The sequence below is a fragment of the Paenibacillus dendritiformis genome (assembly GCF_021654795.1).
Taxonomy (GTDB): Bacteria; Bacillota; Bacilli; order Paenibacillales; family Paenibacillaceae; genus Paenibacillus_B.
Map to the genome: position 1 here is coordinate 212,398 of NZ_AP025344.1, position 17,336 is coordinate 229,733.

Genomic DNA, 17,336 nt, shown 5'->3' on the forward strand with positions numbered 1-17,336 from the left:
CCGCATTGAAGAGCATCTGCAGCGCACCACCGACTTCAAGCGGATGCCTTGACTGCAAGGATTGGCTTCTGCACCTCGCCCCCGTTCATGACGGCGATTGTCGTCAGGCTGCTTGTTTGTAGCGCACAGCGGCATTGGGGCGAAGACAGCATAAGAAGGCGGAGCCGCTGATGCGGCCCCGCCTATAATATCTCGTGTTCATGATGCAATGATTCTCATCAATAGATTACCAGCCGCGCTCGTATTGCTTCGGCGGAGCGAGCTCCTGGCGCAATTGCTTCGCGGCCAGACGCGGCCAGTACGGATCCCGCAGCAGCTCGCGGCCGAGGAAGACGAGATCGGCCCGGGCGTTGCGCACAATCTCTTCGGCCAAGGCGGGTTCGGCAATCAGCCCGACGGCCCCGGTGGCGATGCCGGCAGATTGACGGATCGCGTGCGCATATTGGACCTGGTACCCCGGATACGATTCGACCGGGTGAGGGACGACCCCGCCCGAGCTGCAGTCGATCAGGTCGACGCTCTGATCCTTCATGCGCCGCGCATAGTCAATATATGCCTCGATCTCGTTCCCGCCTTCGGCATATTCATTGGCCGAGATGCGAACGAACAGCGGCTTGGACCATGTGAGACGCACCGCCTCAATCACTTCGCTCAAGAAGCGGTAGCGGGCGTCGGCGCTGCCGCCGTAGCTGTCGGTCCGCCGGTTCGTCAGCGGGGACAGGAACTGGTTGATCAAATACCCGTGCGCGCCGTGAATCTCGATCACGTCGAACCCGGCTTCCTCTGCCCGCCGCGCGGCGTCGGCGAATGCCTTGATCGTCTTGCGGATGTCCTCCAGCATCATCTCCTCCGGCGTCTCATAGGCCTCGCTGAAGCGCAGCGCCGAAGGGGCGATAATTCCGGGAACGGTTGCTTTGCGCCCGGCGTGGGCCAACTGAATACCGATCTTGCTGCCGTGCGCATGCACCATGTCGGTCAGGCGGCGAAGGCCTTCAACGTGCTCATCGCTCCAAATGCCCAGATCCTTGGCGCTGATGCGTCCACCAGGGGTGACGGCGGTCGCCTCGATCATGATCAGGCCGACTTGTCCGACGGCGCGGGACGTATAATGGACCAGATGCCAATCGTTGACCATCCCGTCCTCATTGTGGCAAGAGTACATGCACATCGGCGACATTACGATACGATTGGGTATCGTCACCTCGCGTAACGTTAGCGGTTCAAATAATTGGGGCATGGCTATCCCTCCAAAATCATGTTCGAGATTGTACTTCCCAATCCCATTATACCCCTACAAGTATACAGGAAACAAATAGCCCCTCCACACCGAAGGCGGGCCTTGATGCAGCAACGGTTACGGCGTGTGCTTCCGCAGCCAGGAGAGGCAGTCTGACGTAACCTCATCCCGGTTTTTCTCATTCAGGAGCTCATGTCTCGCCTCCGGGTACAGAATGCATTCGACCTCGCGGAGCCCGAGCTCTCGATACATCTCGGCCAGTCGCCGCACGCCCTTGCCATATTGGCCGACCGGATCGCGGTCGCCGGCAATGAGCATCACCGGCAAATCCTTCGGAATGGCCTGCATCGTCTCGGGGCGATGAATCTCCCGGAGCAGTCCGAACAAGTCCCGGTAAAAGCCGATCGTGCTCAAAAATCCGCATTCCGGATCGGCCACATATTTATCGACTTCCTGCTCGTCCCGGCTCAACCAGTCAAAGGAGGTGCGGCTCGGGCGGAACGTGCGGTTGAAGCCGCCGAATGCCATGTTGTCAATCATTTTGCTGCGGTGGCGGGAGCCGCGAGCGGCGGCAATCACCTTCGTCAGCGCGGCGCCGGCGTACAATTCGGGCCCCCTCGGCCCGTTGGTGCCGCACAGAATGACACCGTTTATTTTGCCGCCATGCTCTGTTATATATTTCTGGGCCAAAAAGGATCCCATGCTGTGCGCAAACAGAAATACGGGCAGCCCGGACTGTTCCGCATGGATGATCTCGGTCAACTGCGCCATATTGCGGACCATCCATGTAAAGCCGTCTTCGCCGACATACCCGAGGTCTTCGGGCCGCCCGGCGGTCCGGCCATGCCCGCGGTGGTCGTTGCCATAGACAACATAACCCGCCTCCGTCAAGGCTTCGGCGAAGCGGCTGTACCGCCGGGCCGTCTCGGTCATGCCATGCGCAATCTGGACGACCCCGCGCACAGGCTGCCCTTCTCCCGGATCCCAGCGGTACACGTGGACGCGAACGCCCTCCGGGTCGGTAAACGTGAACGTATTGGATAACATATAGAACGCCTCCCGTAATGGATCGGCGATACGCTGCGGCAGAGGAGCGGGCGGCAGCCTATTGCCGGTTCGTCAGGTCCGCTTCTCTCACTGCGTTCAAGGGACCCTCTATTGTTACCTTCCATTATATCTTCAGACAGGGAGGGAAATCCATGATTCTGCTCCTTCTCTTTGTTCCTTGCTTTCCTGCTTAACCGGTAGGCCCTCTTGATGCCGCCAAAGGTTCTTTTCGTATCCTTTTGCCCAATATCCCATCCGCTCAGTCTTCACTTCTTATCGTGCTCCTTCTTCTTTTGCTCAGTATCCCTGTCGTTCAGGTAATATATATAACTTACCAAGTACCTTGCGATGAGTCTGTCACTCGAACGGGAAGAATCTAAATTTATCCGCTTGACCTGATATCGTTGGTTTCTGAACTATGGGGATATCCGTCATAAGAGGGCTAATATGGTTGCTGGTTGTCCTGAATACTGGGGATAAATGTGAAGGACAGGCCTTCCTGAACAACGGGGATAGCAATCATAAGAGGCAGTGGAGAGGTTTGTCTCCCTTTCCTGAGCAACGGGAATATTGGCCATAAGAAGTAAATGAGCAGGATGGAGGGAAGACGGAAGGGGGGCGAGGCGTTGCGGTGCTGACCGCCTCTTCGCGGCGGCCTCCAGATGTGGTACGATGGTACAGAATCGTGACAAGAAATACTGTGCAATCAGGAGGCGTGCCCGATGTTCACACTGAGCCAATATTCCGGTCAGCCGGATCAGGATTATCCGCTGCTGCATAAGCAGCTTCTCGCCTTAATCGAGGGCGAGCCGAATCTCATCGCCAATCTGGCCAATGCGTCGGCCTTGCTCTGGCAAGGCTTGAAGGATATTAACTGGGCCGGGTTCTATTTAATGGACGAATCCAAGAAAGAGCTGGTGCTCGGCCCGTTCCAGGGTTTGCCGGCGTGTATCCGCATTCCATTGGGACGCGGCGTGTGCGGAACCGCCGCCCGGGAGCAGCGGACTCTCGTCGTCCCGGATGTTCATGCGTTCCCGGGTCATATTGCCTGCGACGCGGCATCCCGTTCCGAGATCGTCATCCCGATGATGAAGGATGGACGGTTTGTGGGCGTGCTGGATATCGACAGTCCGGTTACGGACCGGTTCCAGGAGCCGGATCGGGAGGCATTGGAGAAGATGGTCGAGGCCTTGATGAAGGAAGCGATTCTGTAATCTCAGATTGTCGTCGCATATGGACAGCGCGATCCGGAATGGACGCGCTGTTTTTTGTGACATGAGGCGAGATTGTGAATTTGACGCGATATTCATGATTTTGAAATATTTGTTGTGATCGTACGCACTCGGCCTTGCTTTCCCGTCTAGTATGTTGAAGACAGAAATCCATTTTGACAGGGGGAAGCGCGAATGTTCTGTCATCAATGCGAGCAAACGCCGACGGGCGGCTGCAAGGTTGTCGGAGTGTGCGGCAAGGACGAGACGATAGCCAGTCTTCAGGATACGATCGTGTTTGCGCTGAAAGGCATCGCGGCGTACGCGACGCATGCGCGGCAGTTGGGCTATGTCGATGAAGAAGTAGACGCGATTACGCATGAAGCTCTTTATATGACGTTGACCAACTCCAATTTCAACTTGCAGGAGCATCTGGACATGGCGATGAAGGTAGGGGGCGCGGCGATCCGTATTATGGATGTGCTGGATCGGGCGCATACGGAGCATTTCGGCGTTCCCGTGCCGGTTACCGTCCCGCAGAACAAAATAGAAGGCAAGTCCATCGTCGTGACGGGGCATAACTTGTATGCGCTGGAGGAATTGCTGAAGCAGACGGAGGGCAAGGGAATTAATATCTACACCCATTCCGAGATGCTTCCGGCGCATGGCTACCCGGCATTGAAGAAATATCCGCATTTGAAAGGCAATATCGGCAAAGCCTGGTATGATCAGCGCCGTCTGTTCGAGCAATATCCGGGCGCCATCCTCGCGACGACGAACTGCGTCATGCCGATTAAGGGGACCTATGCCGATCGCTTCTTCTCCTATGATGTGGCCGGGCTCGAGGGCGTGACCAAAATCGTGAATGACGATTTCACGCCGCTCATCGAGCGTGCGCTGGCGCTGCCTGCGGCGGACGTGGACAGCGAGCAGACATTGACGACGGGATATCATCATGAGATGGTGCTCGGGCTGGCGCCGGAAATTATTGAGGCCGTCAAGGATGGCAAAATCAAGCGGTTCTTCGTCATTGCCGGCTGCGACGCGCCGGGCAAGGGCGGCGAATATTATCGCGAGCTGGCGACATCGCTGCCGAACGATACCGTCATTTTGACGACATCGTGCGGGAAGTTCCGGTTCAATGATGTCGATTACGGTTCGGTGGCGGACACGGGCATCCCGCGTTATATCGATCTGGGACAATGCAACAATTCCGGATCCACGGTCAAAATCGCGGCCGCGCTTGCGGACGCCTTCGGCTGCAGCGTCAATGAACTGCCGGTATCGATCGTGCTCTCGTGGTTCGAGCAGAAGGCGGTGGCGATTTTGCTCGGCTTGTTCAGTCTGGGAATCCGTGATATTCGGATCGGGCCGAAGCCGCCGGAATTCATCTCGGAAGGCGTCATGAACGTGCTCACCGATCTGTTCGGCCTGAAGCTGATCGGCGATGCGCAGGAGGATATGAAAGCGATGCTCCGTCTCGCCTAGATGATGAACGGGGTAAATGATTTATGGAGTTAATCGTTTGGCGCGCGGTCCCTGAAGGGGCCGCGTTTGTTTGTTTCCGCCGCTTTGGCCGCAGGCTTCGGTATGGCGAGCATGCCGAAGCGTCTTTGTGCGCCTGATGTGATATCCGCTATAGACTCCCGGCGAGGCTTCCGATACGGTAAGCAATGGCGTGCCGGACCGAAGCCGGCACGCACATGCAATCAGCCGAAGGAGCTGCAAGGATGAAGACGATTGTCGCTGCGATCAATGCAAAATATATTCATACCGCGCTGTCGCTGCGCCTGTTGAAGGCATATGCAGAGGATAAATTCGACATAGATATGGCGGAGTATACCATCAAGGACCCGGTGCTTCAGATTGCCGCCGATTTGTATAACCGGAAGCCGGATGTGGTCGGCTTCTCCTGTTATATATGGAATATCGAAGCGACGCTGGCTGTCTCCCGGATCTTGAAGCGGGTGCTGCCTGATGTCCGCATCGTCCTCGGGGGGCCGGAGGTGTCCTTCGACCCGGCCTATTTTCTCCGGCGGGAGCCCGCTGTCGATATTGTCGTGATGGGCGAAGGCGAGGCGGTATTCAAAGCGCTGCTCGGCTGCTTCGCCAATGGCCTTCCGGTCGATGCAGTGGCGGGCATCGCTTGGCGGGAGGAGACGGACATCCGCGTCAATCCGCCTCAGGACAAACTGAACCTGGAGCAATTGCCGTCTCCCTACCGGTTCGAGGCGGATCGGGCCGAGATCGGCAAGCGCATCGTATATTTTGAGACGAGCCGCGGGTGCCCGTTCAACTGCCAGTTCTGCCTGTCCAGCACGGAGACGGGAGTCCGCTTTTTCGACAAGGAGCGGGTGAAGGCCGATTTGAAGTATTTGATTCAGGCGGGGGCGCGCACCATCAAGTTCCTCGATCGCACGTTCAATATTAACCGCGACTATGCGCTCGATATTTTCCGGTTCCTGATCGATCATCATGACGGCTGCGTATTTCAATTCGAGATTACCGCCGACATTATGCGGCCGGAGGTGCTCGAGTTCCTGAACAAGGAAGCGCCGCCCGGCATCTTCCGCTTCGAGATCGGCATCCAATCCACGAACGAGGAGACGAACCGGCTCGTCAAGCGCCGGCAAAATTGGGACAAACTGTGCCGCACCGTGCGCCTTATCAAAGAGGGCGGCAAAATCGATCAGCATCTCGATTTGATCGCCGGGCTTCCGGGAGAGGACTACGCCTCGTTCAAGAAGACGTTCAACGACGTCTTCGCGCTCCGGCCGGAGGAACTGCAGCTCGGCTTCCTGAAGCTGCTCCGCGGCACGGGCCTTCGGGCGGAGGCCGGCCGGTACGGGTATAAATTTATGGAGCACGCCCCTTATGAAATGCTGGAGAACGATGTTCTTCCGTTTTCGGATGTCATCCGCATCAAGCGGGTTGAGGATATTTTGGAAAAGTACTGGAATTCGCATCGAGCCGATTATACCGTCGATTATTTGACGCATCGCTCTTTTGCGACGCCGTATGATTTTTTTCAACAATTCGGAGATGATTGGGCGGAGCAGGGTTGGGATCGTATCGGACATCAGCTTCATGATCTGTTCCTCCGTCTGGAGCAATTTCTGGAGCGGGCGCAGTTGCCGGATCTGGACGTCATTCGAAGTCTGATGCGGCTGGATTATATGCTGCAGCATCGCCACAAGCCGCGCACCCTCTGGTGGACCTCGCCGCCGAAGGCGGAGGTAGGGGCCTGGCTGAAGCGACTGGCGGGTGCGCCCGAGCTGCTCCATGCCGGCTTCGGCAGCCTGAAGCTGACCGAGCAGGGGCTGCACAAGCATGCCATGGTTGACCTGTGGCCATGCGACGCGGTCCGCCTGGTGGAAACGGGAGAAGCGGATCGTTCCGTCCCGAGCGTCATGCTCGTCCTCTTTGGGGAGGCGGCCGCTGCGGCGGAACGGCAGCAGTTGCCCCGCTGGTATGCTTGCCAAACGTTGATGGAGAACATGTAATTTATGGAAAAATACAAAAAAGGTGTTGCAACTTTTGGCCGATTTATTTATAATAATATTCGTTGTTAAACTGCTGGTGTAGCTCAGGGGTAGAGCAACGCACTCGTAATGCGTAGGTCGGGGGTTCAATTCCCTTCACCAGCACCACTTACATGTCGATAACGGCGCGGCTTCCGGGGTTCCGGGGGCCGCGCTATTTGTATAAAGGAACACGGACTTCTAACATTTTTCTAACCTTTACTCAAGTAAAGTGTTATTTTCGGCTTCTTTGGGCGGTTCAAGTGCATCTCCAAGGATCGAATCTCCAATATTTTTTAGCACTGCTTCCTGTAAGTTGGGAAGGACATGCGAGTAAGTATCCAATGTGACGTTAATGGATGAATGCCCAAGACGTTCCTGTACAATTTTGGGGTGTATCCCAGCCTTCAATAACAGTGTTGCATGAGTGTGCCGAAGATCGTGGAATCTTATCTTAGGAAAGTCTGAATATTTTTCGGTGATTTTATCAAGAATACGATAATAATTTCGCATTAAATTACGGGGGCTTAGGGGAGTACCTACACTCGTCTGTATCACCAGGCCAGAGTCCTTGTATAATTTGTTCTCGGACATTTCATTTTCTTGCCTTTGGAAATGTGTTTTCAAAAGTAGAACTGTGTTCGCGAAAAGTGCTATTGAACGAATGCTGCTGTCATTCTTGGTATCATCAAAATCATGGCCTTCCTCAGCTATTGTATAGGCTTGACGTACTGATGCAGTCTTTGTGCGTAAATCAACATCTACTCGGCGTAATGCTAATATCTCGCTTTGGCGCATTCCAGTAGAGGCAGCAAGTTCGAAAGCCATGTAATATTGATCATTCTTGGCGGTCTCGAGAAAGATTTTGAGCTGCTGCTCATTCCACACTTCAAACTTGGCCTTCTTCCCTTGCGGCAATTCAACGGTTTCTGCAACATTTCGACTTATTTCCCCCCAAGTGACGGCGCGGTTTAAGGCGTCCATGATCAAGACATGAGCTTTTTTGATGGTGCCAACTGATAGCTTTTCTTTTTGCAACAGTGTTTCGTGGTAAAAGGTATGAAGGTGTTCTGGCTTGAGTTTTGTCATTTGGACCCGACCTAATTTTGGGGTGATATGTGTTTCTACCAGCCATTTGTAAGATTTCCAAGTCCCGTGTTTTACGGATGTTTTTTTGTCCTGAAGCCACTTCCCCATGATCTCGCCGAATGTTTTCTTGGTCGGCTCCACATAACTACCATCTATAAAAGCGGACAAAATACTAGGGAGAGCCCTTTCAGCCTCTCTCTTTTTATCGTAGCCAGATAACCACTTTTGCTTTCTTTTCCCTGTCACCTCATCTCTATCCATATCAATAACGATGTAGTATTTGTTCCCTTTCTTCGCTATATGTCCTCGCATCGTACAGACCTCCTACCAAGCAAATTTTTGAGCTTCTTCTATATCTCGCATCTGCAGCACAACATTTTTGGCCGCGAGTCCATGCCTTTCAGCCAAGCGCTTTATTTTTAAGACGATGTGCCCGTTTCTACAGGCAATATCTTCGGGACGCACTGGCACACATGACATTTCAGGTGGGTTATCGGGGTTGATTCGCTCATAAGGGCCGTCGAGCGGAATTAGTAGTTCGTCTTTGTGAACGTCTTGCTGATCAACACTCACAATGAGTTGTGAAGGTTCGTCGAGTTCTCCTTCTGGGTCATAATAGGCGTAGACCTCGGTGCGCTCGCTACCACTCTCTACGGGTGCTTTTGTCGCCATATACGATGATGTTGCTTGCTGCAACATTCCTTGAATGCAGCGCCGCTTTATTTGCTCCATCCGCCGAGCTGCTACGCCCACCGGAACGCGGAATTCGTTGGTAAGCGTCTCGACGCATCCGTCAAACGATTGTGGAAGGTGAAGCCGTTGAATCATGGATATCGGCATGGCAGCATACAACATGAAAGCATTCGCCTCACATTCTTGAGCCCGAGTAAATTGCTCCGGCATCATGCTTTGATCGCCAGCATGGCGGAGCAAGTGACAAAGCTCGTGTAGAAAATCGAGCCACTGCTGTCGAGGATCGAGGCGTGAATCGATGTTCACTGAATACATACCGGGCCTCACTTCGAGCGCTTTACTTCCGACGGGTCCAAAATATAGCCAGACGTTCAAGCGGGCCGCCATTTCCTCGATCGTAAGATGGCTTGGGTGACGCACCCCAATACGTCTGTACAAGCTTTCTTGAAACTCCTCAATCTGTGTCATTATGTAGTGTTCTAACATGATGTATCCCTCCAATTATGAGAATGTATGTTCGGTTTTGGGTTAAAAGAAAAAGCCATTTCTGGCTATAAAAGCTGCTATTTATCATTTAAAGTTTTTTCTATATCCGTAAAATAGGCGACGGCTTGCATCATAAAGCTATTAGCATCATTTACAATGGTATATATCCCCTCAATATTGGATTGTGACAAGTCTTCATCTTTGAGCATTTTTATTGCCTCATTAATTGCCTCTAAACGAAAAGATATCGCATCCTGTATCTCGACAACATACGATCCAACCTTGTTAGTGTTTTCTTTGTCTAGGCCCTCGGTCGGGATCTCTTGTGCTTTCTTATAGAGCCGATCGTATCTTTTTTCAGCAGTCTCCAATTTTTTTATTCCGTCGGTAAAGCTAATAGAGCCGTCACTTAGGCCGTTGAACGTATATGTCCACAGTGTTTCCCAAGCAAAATCATAATCTTCATTGATAGCTTCAATCGCAGGTTTAGTTTCTTTCAAATAATACTCTTTCTGTTCTTCTAATGAAGGAGTTGGTATTTTTACGGGAACATCAGCTTCTTGTTGCTCCTGAGCATTTTGTTCATTTCCTTTTGGCATTGTAGTTGCTTCTTCAGCTACTTCTTGATCATTCTTTTGCTTTGACTCGCTGGATTTATTGCATGCAGTAACCATTGCTAAGCAAATTAATGCTAATAATAGCGTTCTTAGGATTTTCATGTGTCTCCCTTCCTAATTCCCATAAGTAGGGGATTTTGTTGTGGTGGTTCTTAGTCACCCTGTCGCTGCCCCGGTTTTCGGTTCTTCTCCTGTTGCAAAATGAACTTTAAAAACTGGCGCATTTCTTCTTTTTTTTCTTCCGGAGCCGAAAGGTAATCTTTAAAAAAGGCACCGTGCACTTCATTCTTGAGAAGTTCATCAATTTGGGCTTCTTCAATCGTGTTCTTTGGTGAGGGATTGTCTGTACGTCCTAATAAATAATCTGTTGTAGTGTCAAGTATATCTGCGATTTTTGAAAGGGTCTCGGTATCCAAATCTCTTTTCCCTGATTCGTAATTTCCGTAAGCCTGTCTAGTGATTCCTAGCTTGTCAGCCATGTTTTGATGTGTAAGTTTTTTTTCTAACCGTTTATGAGTAAGTCTTTCTGATAACACTCAATTCACCTCACCTTATAAGGTAAGTATAACGCAACTTTTTGTTGCCAAACATATACGCAACAAAAAGTTTCTAAATAACGTTGACAGAAACAAAATGTTGCGTATAATGAATGATATAAGGAAACGAAATGTTGCTTGGGGTGGTGAATATGGGGAGAGATTGGTTACGAAAAATACGAAATGAAAAAGACATGACTCATGAAGAAGTCGCTACTTTAGTTAAAATTAGTAGACAATACTATGGGATGATTGAGTCAGAGGTAAGGGATCCAGGCGTGTCCCTTGCGAAACGTATTGGTACGGTCTTGGGATTTGATTGGACCCTTTTTTTTAAACACAAAGGAAACGAAATGTTTCCTCTGGGTGAGTCCCGATCAAAGGAGGTTGTCTAAATGTCCGAAAAAAGTTGCCCACGCTGCCAAAACGGTAAGATTAATGGTGGCCAGTCTTCTGATAATTTCCTCAAAGATGTCGTTCAAACATTAGTGAATCCAAAACCAACAATAATCCCAAAAGTGAGCATCTTAGAGGTTGGACAAAGTGACTCGTTTTTACTGCTAACAAGCAGGGCAAAGAATTTCACGCCTCGGGTAATGGACCAGTTGCGATCATGTTGATGAGCCTTGAATAAAGGGAACTCATAGAAAGGAGATGAACCCGTGAGCTTACCAGTTCAAGAATTAGAGAGCATGCAAGAGACGCTGACAAAAGCACTCCAGATTGTCGAATCTCTAAAACATCAACCAAAAGAAATAACTGTATCAAGTAAATTTCAAGAAGATGAAGTCTTGACCATTCCTAAGCTCAGAAAACGCTTGGGCATTAGTAAAGAATCAATGTCCGACATCCTTGCAGAACCTGATTGTCCGGTATTCACGCTAGGGGGGCCACGGCAACGGAGAGTCATTTGGAGTGAATTTGTTCAATGGGCGAAACAAAGAGGTGCCTAATGAGATTCCGCTGGAACCAAGCATCTTCCCGGGCAGCCTGCATTACGATGGCGGTTGCTCGGGTGAAGGTTCAAGGGATGGATATCGAATCAGCTCTTGAGCTAACGTTAGCCAAGGGGCACGCGAAAAATCCAGAAGCCATATCACAAAAGGAATTGCGCTCATTACGTCGGGAAGTAACCGCGGCACTCAAGAGGATAGAAGAAACCCGCCAGCGCGGTACCTGCGCCAGCGGGAGGGGATGAGTGGGGGGGTGAAGCTCTTAATTACATATTACTCTCCGTCCCCTCCGGTTACTATTCCGATTCGGAATACTCGGGGAAAGGGGTGAGAATGGTTGAAATTCGGAGCAATTATGCGGGCCTGCCGGGAGCGGGCGGGGCTTAGCCAGGAAGAAATGGCTGCTCGCCTGCACCGGACGCAGAGCTGCATAAGTAAGTTTGAGCAGGATCATAAGGTGCCGGACATGCCCACGATGATGCAGTGGGTAGAGGCTACAGGCGCAAAAGAAGTGCTAATTGCTTTCCTTTATGGCATGGACGGCCTGAGCATTATGCAACATTTAACCACATTTATGGGAGGTTGAGAGGCTTGAACAGAGAGGTTCTTGTCGAGCAAGCGCTTGAAGCGGGAAAGAATGCCCAGCGGAACCTGAAAATCATTCAGGAAAACCCAGAAAAGATTCACCCAGGGAAGCACGAGGATGCTATGGCTTACCTGAACAAAATGATTCGTTTCTCGGAAGAAGAAATAGAAAACGCCCGGCGGGCAGGCCGGACGTCATCACTGAGAACTCGGTTAAAGTATCTCGTTTCGTCCATTGTATCGCCTTCTCGCGGTAAGCGCAAGGAGGGAACGGTATGACGGAACAAGACATGAAAGAATTTGCAGCTGCATTAGCAGCTCGGTACTTTCACGTAAAAGAAGAGTACACGTTAACCACTCGGCATTTTCTAATAATGGATGTAGCGAATACACCTGCAGAAAAATTTCAAACAGCCCGTATTATAGCCGAACGAGCGTACGCGAGGTGGATGCTATTTAACGATGTGATAAACGATCTACCGATTGAGATCATGCAATTATTTCAGAAAGAGTATGAGCAGTACACAACAAAATAGCAAGGCAAAGCTTCGGCTTTGTCTTTCGGCGCCGGTCAGTCGTCTCATTCCTCTGACTGGCGTCGAAAGATGCGGCTGACGCATCAATACATAGGTAAGGTAGGTGACATTGGATGTCAAATGCTGGAGCTTGGCAGCAAGAATTGATGTGGGTTAAGCGGGATAAACGCGGCGTGGTTGTGAGGTTGAGCGAAAAGCCGCCGCAATCGGGAGAAATCATCCCATTGCTACCGAGAAAAGAATGCAATTGTAAATGTCATTGCTCGAAAAAAGAAAAATGACCCGTTCGCACCGGGTCATTCCTGCTCATTGATAATTCAATTGATACGGCCATTCTACCACGGATGGCCGTTCAAACACAAGGAGGAGTACCGATGGGAGTTGCAATGTCGTTTGACGTTACTAAGGAGCGGATTGAAGTTGCTATTCGCCCGAAGCTCAGATATACGCCGACGATTCTATCCATCCGGGGCCAGACGGGTACGGTCGAACTGCATGCCGATGAGGAGCAGCTGGCGGAAATCATGACCGCTATTAATGAGCATCTTCAAACCGCGAAGGAGGAAATCGCATGAAGCGAATTGTCTTGGAACGCCTGACGTCCCGTAATTTCAAGGGATTCCGCAACTTTGAGCTGATCACACACGATGGGAACGTCGATGTGTACGGCGACAACGGAACCGGAAAAACGTCGATTTTTGATGCTTTCATGTGGGGGTTATTCGGGAAGGACAGTAGCAACCGCACCGACTTCGAGATTAAGGAGTTGGATGGAGCGGGAAACGTCCTGCAGCACGGCCTTGACCATGAGGTCGAATTGGTTTTAAGTCTTGACGGTCGACGAAAGACGTTCCGCCGCGTATACGCCGAGAAATGGACGAAAAAGCGTGGCGCTGCCAGAGCGGAGTTCACCGGACATACCACATCTTACTTTGTGGATGGTGTGCCGGTGAAGCAAGGCGAGTACGCTGCAGCAGTGGATGCGGTGATCAAGGAGGACGTATTCAAGCTTCTGACCAATCCGGCATTTTTCAACGAGCAGCTGAAATGGGAGCAACGCCGCCGCATACTTCTTGAAGTCTGCGGAGACATCACAGATGCGGAAGTCATTCAGAGCAACAAGGCTCTGGAACGGCTGCCCCACATCCTGAACGGCCGCAGCATCGAGGATCACCGCAAAGTGGTTGCGGCCCGGCGATCCGACATCAACAAGGAGCTGGAGAAGATACCGGTTCGCATCGATGAGGCACGCCGGAGCGCCCCGGACATTGCGGAGATGGACGAGGACCTGTTGCAGGAAGACATCCAGACCCTGCGCAGTCGCATTGCGGCAAAACAGGAAGAATTGTCCCGGATACAATCCGGCGGTGAAATCGCGGTTAAGGAGAAGCGGCTGCGGGAGATTGAGACCGATTTGATTGGGATCAAAAATGACCTGCAGCAAGAGACTCTAAATCTGATAGCGAGCAAGCGGGCGGGAGTCGATGCTCTCCACCGGGAAGTAGACGAGCTACGCCGGCGCATTGATGACGCAGAACAACGCATTGAACTGAATAAGCGCAAGGCGCAGAACCGTGAGGTAGAGGCGAAGCGCTTGCGTGAAGAATGGGTAACAGTAAACAGTCAACCGATGCCGGATCATCATCATGATGAGAACTGCCCAACGTGCGGGCAGGTTCTCCCGGATGAACAGCTTAAGGCAGCACATGACAAGGTACTGGCCGATTTCAACAAAACAAAGTCAAAGCGGCTGGAACAGATCTCTGCCCAAGGCAAAGAAGCAATGGCGGAAGCCGAACGCCTCCAACAGGAAGCTGATCGCTTTGCTTTCGCTCGTGAAGAAAATCAGCGGGCTCTGGCAGGGAAACGGGAACTACTTGCCGCTGCTGAGGCTGAACTGGCCACTCTCCGCGCTGGTATGCAGGACCCGACTGCCGATCCAAGATATCAGCAATTGCAGGGTGAAGCCCTAAATGTACGGCAAGAAATTGAAAAACTTCGTTCGTGCACCATTGCCGCAGCAGGAGCAGTCCAGCATCAGATAGCCGAGCTCCGCGCGGAGCTCGAATTACTCGAGGCAGAGAAGGCAAAAATCGGTCAGGCCAGAGCAATCGAACAGCGTATTGTCGAGCTGGAGAAGCAAGAGAAAGCACTGGCTGCAGAGTTCGAACAACTCGAACAGGAGCTCTTCCTCACGGAGGAGTTCATCCGAACTAAGGTCAGCATGCTTGAATCGAAAATCAATTCCAAGTTCCGCTATGCTCGGTTCAAGTTGTTCGACCAGCAGGTCAACGGCGGCCTAAAAGAGGTTTGCATGACCACCTTCAAAGGTGTGCCATACGACGGTGGGCTTAACAACGCCGCCCGGATCAACGTTGGGTTGGACATCATCAATGCCTTATCTGAGCATTACGGCTTCTCGGCGCCGATATTCGTCGACAACGCCGAAGCCGTCACGAAGTTAATCGACACGAACGCCCAGGTAATCCGTCTAGTCGTGTCCGAAGCGGACAAGCAGCTTCGTGTAGAGACAGAAAACAACAGCATGCAGGAGGCGATCTGATTGAGTGCACCATTTTCAACAGCTCTAACCAAGGTAAATGACATCTTCCTGCCCATGATCGAATCTCAACTCACTGGGCATGGAATCAACATGGATCAGTATTCCAAACAATGCGTCATGTCAGCCATTTCATCTATTAATACCGCATTGGATGCCAAGGGGATCGATTGGAATGATCCCCAACTGGACAAGAGCAACGTTACGCAAACTTTGCTCTCGGTCGCATCACTGAAGCTCAACGCTGCGGCAAGCCCGCGCGAAGTATTTTTCCAAGTCCGCAATATCAAGACGAAAGGGCCTGACGGAAAGGACATTTGGAAGAAGCAGATCGAGATGGGGATCGAAGGGGATGGGAACGACGCCATTCTGGCCCGGTTTGGTCGTGATGTGGCGAAGGTCGGGCAGTTCTGGCTCGTTCGGGAAGGCGACGAATTTACGTACCCGCAATATACCGGCTTTGACGTAATCCCCCCCAAGTGGATTCCGAAGGGGAAGGGGGATGTCATCCGGGTTGTCTATCCCATTATGAAGAAAGATGGAACCGTTGAATTCCACATTGCAGAGCGTGAAGACGTGGCCAGAAATCTGATAGCCCACATGAACAATAACATGATGAATGAAACCTTCGGCATCTGTAAAGATCGTTTCAATGCAAATGCGGAGCAGAAAAAGCAGATTGGTGCGAAGAAAGCGGAGGTCCTCAAGAAAGCGAAACAGCTTGGGCTTGGCGCGCTCGACGATCCGGAATTGCAGCAGTACATTAGCCCAGCATGGACAGATTATCAGAGCCGGGAGTCCATGATTATCCGTAAAATGCGAAATAACATTGTAAAAAAAATCCCGAAGGACTTCGGGAACGCATTGGTGGAAATGGCATATTCGGAGACTTCCGACGAAGCCTACTCCGCTGTGCAGGTGGAAATCGCGGAGCGGGCAAACGGTGAAGTTATCGATGTAGAGCCAATTCTACAGCAACCGTCGGAGTCGCAACAACAGCCGCAGCCTGAGAAGTCGGCTCAACCTCCGTATCCGCCCGAAGAGGAGCGGCCGCAAGAAACTCCGGAAGCAGCCCAACCTCCGGGCCAGGCAGCTATAGACTTCGAGGATTTTGAAAAAACCCTCGACGAAGGACCTGGCTTCTGATGATCGACATTATGCCGCTTGGCTCCAGCAGCGCGGGCAATGCTTACCGGATCACGGATGGGCATACGGCTCTCCTGCTGGAAGCCGGGCTCCGATTCAAAGACATTCAGCGAGCCCTGGAGTTCCGGTTGTCGGATATTGCGGGTTGCTTGGTCTCTCACGACCATGGCGACCACAGCAAGGCCGCCAAGGATGTGATGAAGGCCGGAATCAATGTGTATACCGGGCAGGGCACGGCGGAAGCCTTGGGGCTTTCTAGCCACCGCCTGAGGCCTGTAGCGGCCCGGCAGCAGTTTACCATCGGCACATGGACTATTCTGCCCTTTGAGGCCGAACACGACGCTGCAGAGCCGCTGGGATTCCTGCTAACGAATCGGGCAGGGGACAAGCTGCTGTTCGCCACGGATACCTATTACATCCGCTATAGGTTTAGGGGCCTCACTCATATCATGGTCGAGTGTAATTACTCGATCCGGATACTGCGGGAGAATATCGCCGCCGGCCGCGTGCCAGCAGTCATGAAAAGTCGGCTGCTGAGGTCCCATTTCAGCCTGGAGAACGTCAAGGAGTTCCTGCGGGCGAATGACCTGCAGCGCGTGGAGGAAATTTGGCTTTTGCACCTCAGCGACAACAACAGCGACGAGGAACTGTTCAAGAGTGAGATCCAGGCGCTGACCGGAAAAGTCGTCCGGGTGGCCGGAAGGTAGGCGAGCGGGATGAACGAATTACAGCCACTTATGAAAAGCATGATTGGCAACCGGATCTGGAGTTTGAAAGACTCAGATCCAGAAGCATTCAAACGGGAGGTCCGGGCCTACTTCGAGCGGGGATATCCTGGCTGGAGAGTCGTCCGTGCGAAATATCCGTTCATATATCTCCAGGACGATAGGGGGAGAAGGCATTGAGCGTGGTTCAGATGGACCTGTTTGATTTTGAAGCGTTGGCGCCGCAGCCGCCACTGAACGGCATGTACTACGAGCGCAGCACGGATCGATTTGTATCGTTCGTGCTTGGTCGGAGGCACTATGAGATTCCCGCCAAGCGGTGTCCTTTTGATAAAGCATGGCAAAAGAAAACGAAGCAGGAGCGCGCCATTTAATATGGCAAGCAGTAGGGGGT

General features: G+C 52.0%; 19 protein-coding genes and 1 tRNA gene. 14 read left to right on the top strand and 6 right to left on the bottom strand.

The genetic code is table 11. The features are described 5' to 3' along the window. Positions 1–226: 226 nt before the first annotated feature. On the bottom strand, positions 227–1,237 hold the full coding sequence (gene namA, locus L6439_RS00980) for an NADPH dehydrogenase NamA (RefSeq protein WP_168179997.1): 1,011 nt from the start codon (positions 1,235–1,237) through the stop codon (positions 227–229). A gap of 117 nt (positions 1,238–1,354) precedes the next feature. Continuing rightward, positions 1,355–2,284 (bottom strand): alpha/beta hydrolase, encoded by a 930-nt coding sequence (locus L6439_RS00985; RefSeq protein ID WP_168179996.1) that lies wholly within the window; start codon positions 2,282–2,284, stop codon positions 1,355–1,357. Positions 2,285–3,006: 722 nt separating this feature from the next. On the opposite strand from L6439_RS00985, the gene L6439_RS00990 reads away from it, so the two are divergent. The 4 genes from L6439_RS00990 (at position 3,007) to L6439_RS01005 (ending at position 7,145) form a co-directional block, all read left to right on the top strand. Further along, positions 3,007–3,498, top strand: a complete 492-nt coding sequence (locus L6439_RS00990; protein ID WP_213468593.1) for a GAF domain-containing protein — start codon at positions 3,007–3,009, stop codon at positions 3,496–3,498. Between the two features lie 192 nt (positions 3,499–3,690). Then, on the top strand, positions 3,691–4,983 hold the full coding sequence (hcp, locus tag L6439_RS00995) for a hydroxylamine reductase (protein ID WP_213468594.1): 1,293 nt from the start codon (positions 3,691–3,693) through the stop codon (positions 4,981–4,983). A gap of 242 nt (positions 4,984–5,225) precedes the next feature. Beyond that, positions 5,226–6,998 carry a B12-binding domain-containing radical SAM protein gene (locus L6439_RS01000; protein WP_213468595.1) on the top strand — a complete coding sequence of 591 codons (1,773 nt, stop codon included), beginning with the start codon at positions 5,226–5,228 and terminating at the stop codon, positions 6,996–6,998. Positions 6,999–7,070: 72 nt separating this feature from the next. Then, a tRNA-Thr gene (locus L6439_RS01005) sits at positions 7,071–7,145 on the top strand. A gap of 90 nt (positions 7,146–7,235) precedes the next feature. Here L6439_RS01005 and L6439_RS01010 read toward each other — a convergent pair. The 4 genes from L6439_RS01010 to L6439_RS29225 all read right to left on the bottom strand — a co-directional run bounded on the left by L6439_RS01010 (position 7,236) and on the right by L6439_RS29225 (position 10,437). Beyond that, positions 7,236–8,417, bottom strand: a complete 1,182-nt coding sequence (locus L6439_RS01010; RefSeq protein WP_213468596.1) for a tyrosine-type recombinase/integrase — start codon at positions 8,415–8,417, stop codon at positions 7,236–7,238. Positions 8,418–8,429: 12 nt separating this feature from the next. Then, a complete protein-coding gene (locus tag L6439_RS01015; RefSeq protein ID WP_213468597.1) occupies positions 8,430–9,284 on the bottom strand; it encodes an ImmA/IrrE family metallo-endopeptidase in 855 nt (284 codons plus the stop codon). A gap of 77 nt (positions 9,285–9,361) precedes the next feature. Further along, positions 9,362–10,003 (bottom strand): hypothetical protein, encoded by a 642-nt coding sequence (locus L6439_RS01020; RefSeq protein ID WP_213468598.1) that lies wholly within the window; start codon positions 10,001–10,003, stop codon positions 9,362–9,364. A gap of 50 nt (positions 10,004–10,053) precedes the next feature. Next, positions 10,054–10,437, bottom strand: a complete 384-nt coding sequence (locus L6439_RS29225) for a helix-turn-helix domain-containing protein (protein ID WP_213468599.1) — start codon at positions 10,435–10,437, stop codon at positions 10,054–10,056. Positions 10,438–10,631: 194 nt separating this feature from the next. Between L6439_RS29225 and L6439_RS01030 the strand changes: the two genes are divergently transcribed. The 10 genes from L6439_RS01030 (at position 10,632) to L6439_RS01075 (ending at position 17,316) form a co-directional block, all read left to right on the top strand. Further along, positions 10,632–10,832 carry a helix-turn-helix transcriptional regulator gene (locus L6439_RS01030; RefSeq protein ID WP_420540582.1) on the top strand — a complete coding sequence of 67 codons (201 nt, stop codon included), beginning with the start codon at positions 10,632–10,634 and terminating at the stop codon, positions 10,830–10,832. 267 nt (positions 10,833–11,099) lie between these two features. Continuing rightward, positions 11,100–11,390 (top strand): hypothetical protein, encoded by a 291-nt coding sequence (locus L6439_RS01035; RefSeq protein ID WP_213468601.1) that lies wholly within the window; start codon positions 11,100–11,102, stop codon positions 11,388–11,390. Between the two features lie 337 nt (positions 11,391–11,727). After that, complete coding sequence (locus tag L6439_RS01040; RefSeq protein WP_237096697.1) at positions 11,728–11,976, top strand: helix-turn-helix domain-containing protein; 249 nt, start codon at positions 11,728–11,730, stop codon at positions 11,974–11,976. A 5-nt stretch (positions 11,977–11,981) separates the two neighbouring features. Beyond that, positions 11,982–12,254 carry a hypothetical protein gene (locus L6439_RS01045; RefSeq protein WP_213468602.1) on the top strand — a complete coding sequence of 91 codons (273 nt, stop codon included), beginning with the start codon at positions 11,982–11,984 and terminating at the stop codon, positions 12,252–12,254. After that, entirely contained in the window at positions 12,251–12,511 is a 261-nt protein-coding gene (locus tag L6439_RS01050; protein ID WP_213468603.1) for a hypothetical protein, read from the top strand. Before L6439_RS01045 ends, L6439_RS01050 begins: the two co-directional genes overlap by 4 nt. 374 nt (positions 12,512–12,885) lie before the next feature. Next, positions 12,886–13,086, top strand: a complete 201-nt coding sequence (locus L6439_RS01055; protein WP_213468604.1) for a hypothetical protein — start codon at positions 12,886–12,888, stop codon at positions 13,084–13,086. Beyond that, on the top strand, positions 13,083–15,074 hold the full coding sequence (locus L6439_RS01060; RefSeq protein WP_213468605.1) for an AAA family ATPase: 1,992 nt from the start codon (positions 13,083–13,085) through the stop codon (positions 15,072–15,074). The genes L6439_RS01055 and L6439_RS01060 overlap by 4 nt, the downstream gene beginning before the upstream one ends. Next, positions 15,075–16,217 carry a hypothetical protein gene (locus tag L6439_RS01065; RefSeq protein ID WP_237096698.1) on the top strand — a complete coding sequence of 381 codons (1,143 nt, stop codon included), beginning with the start codon at positions 15,075–15,077 and terminating at the stop codon, positions 16,215–16,217. It begins immediately after the preceding gene. Beyond that, complete coding sequence (locus tag L6439_RS01070; RefSeq protein WP_213468606.1) at positions 16,217–16,924, top strand: MBL fold metallo-hydrolase; 708 nt, start codon at positions 16,217–16,219, stop codon at positions 16,922–16,924. The genes L6439_RS01065 and L6439_RS01070 overlap by 1 nt, the downstream gene beginning before the upstream one ends. Positions 16,925–17,124: 200 nt before the next feature. Beyond that, the gene (locus L6439_RS01075) at positions 17,125–17,316 is read left to right on the top strand and encodes a hypothetical protein (protein ID WP_237096879.1); all 192 of its coding nucleotides are present in this window, start codon (positions 17,125–17,127) and stop codon (positions 17,314–17,316) included. Positions 17,317–17,336 lie beyond the last annotated feature (20 nt).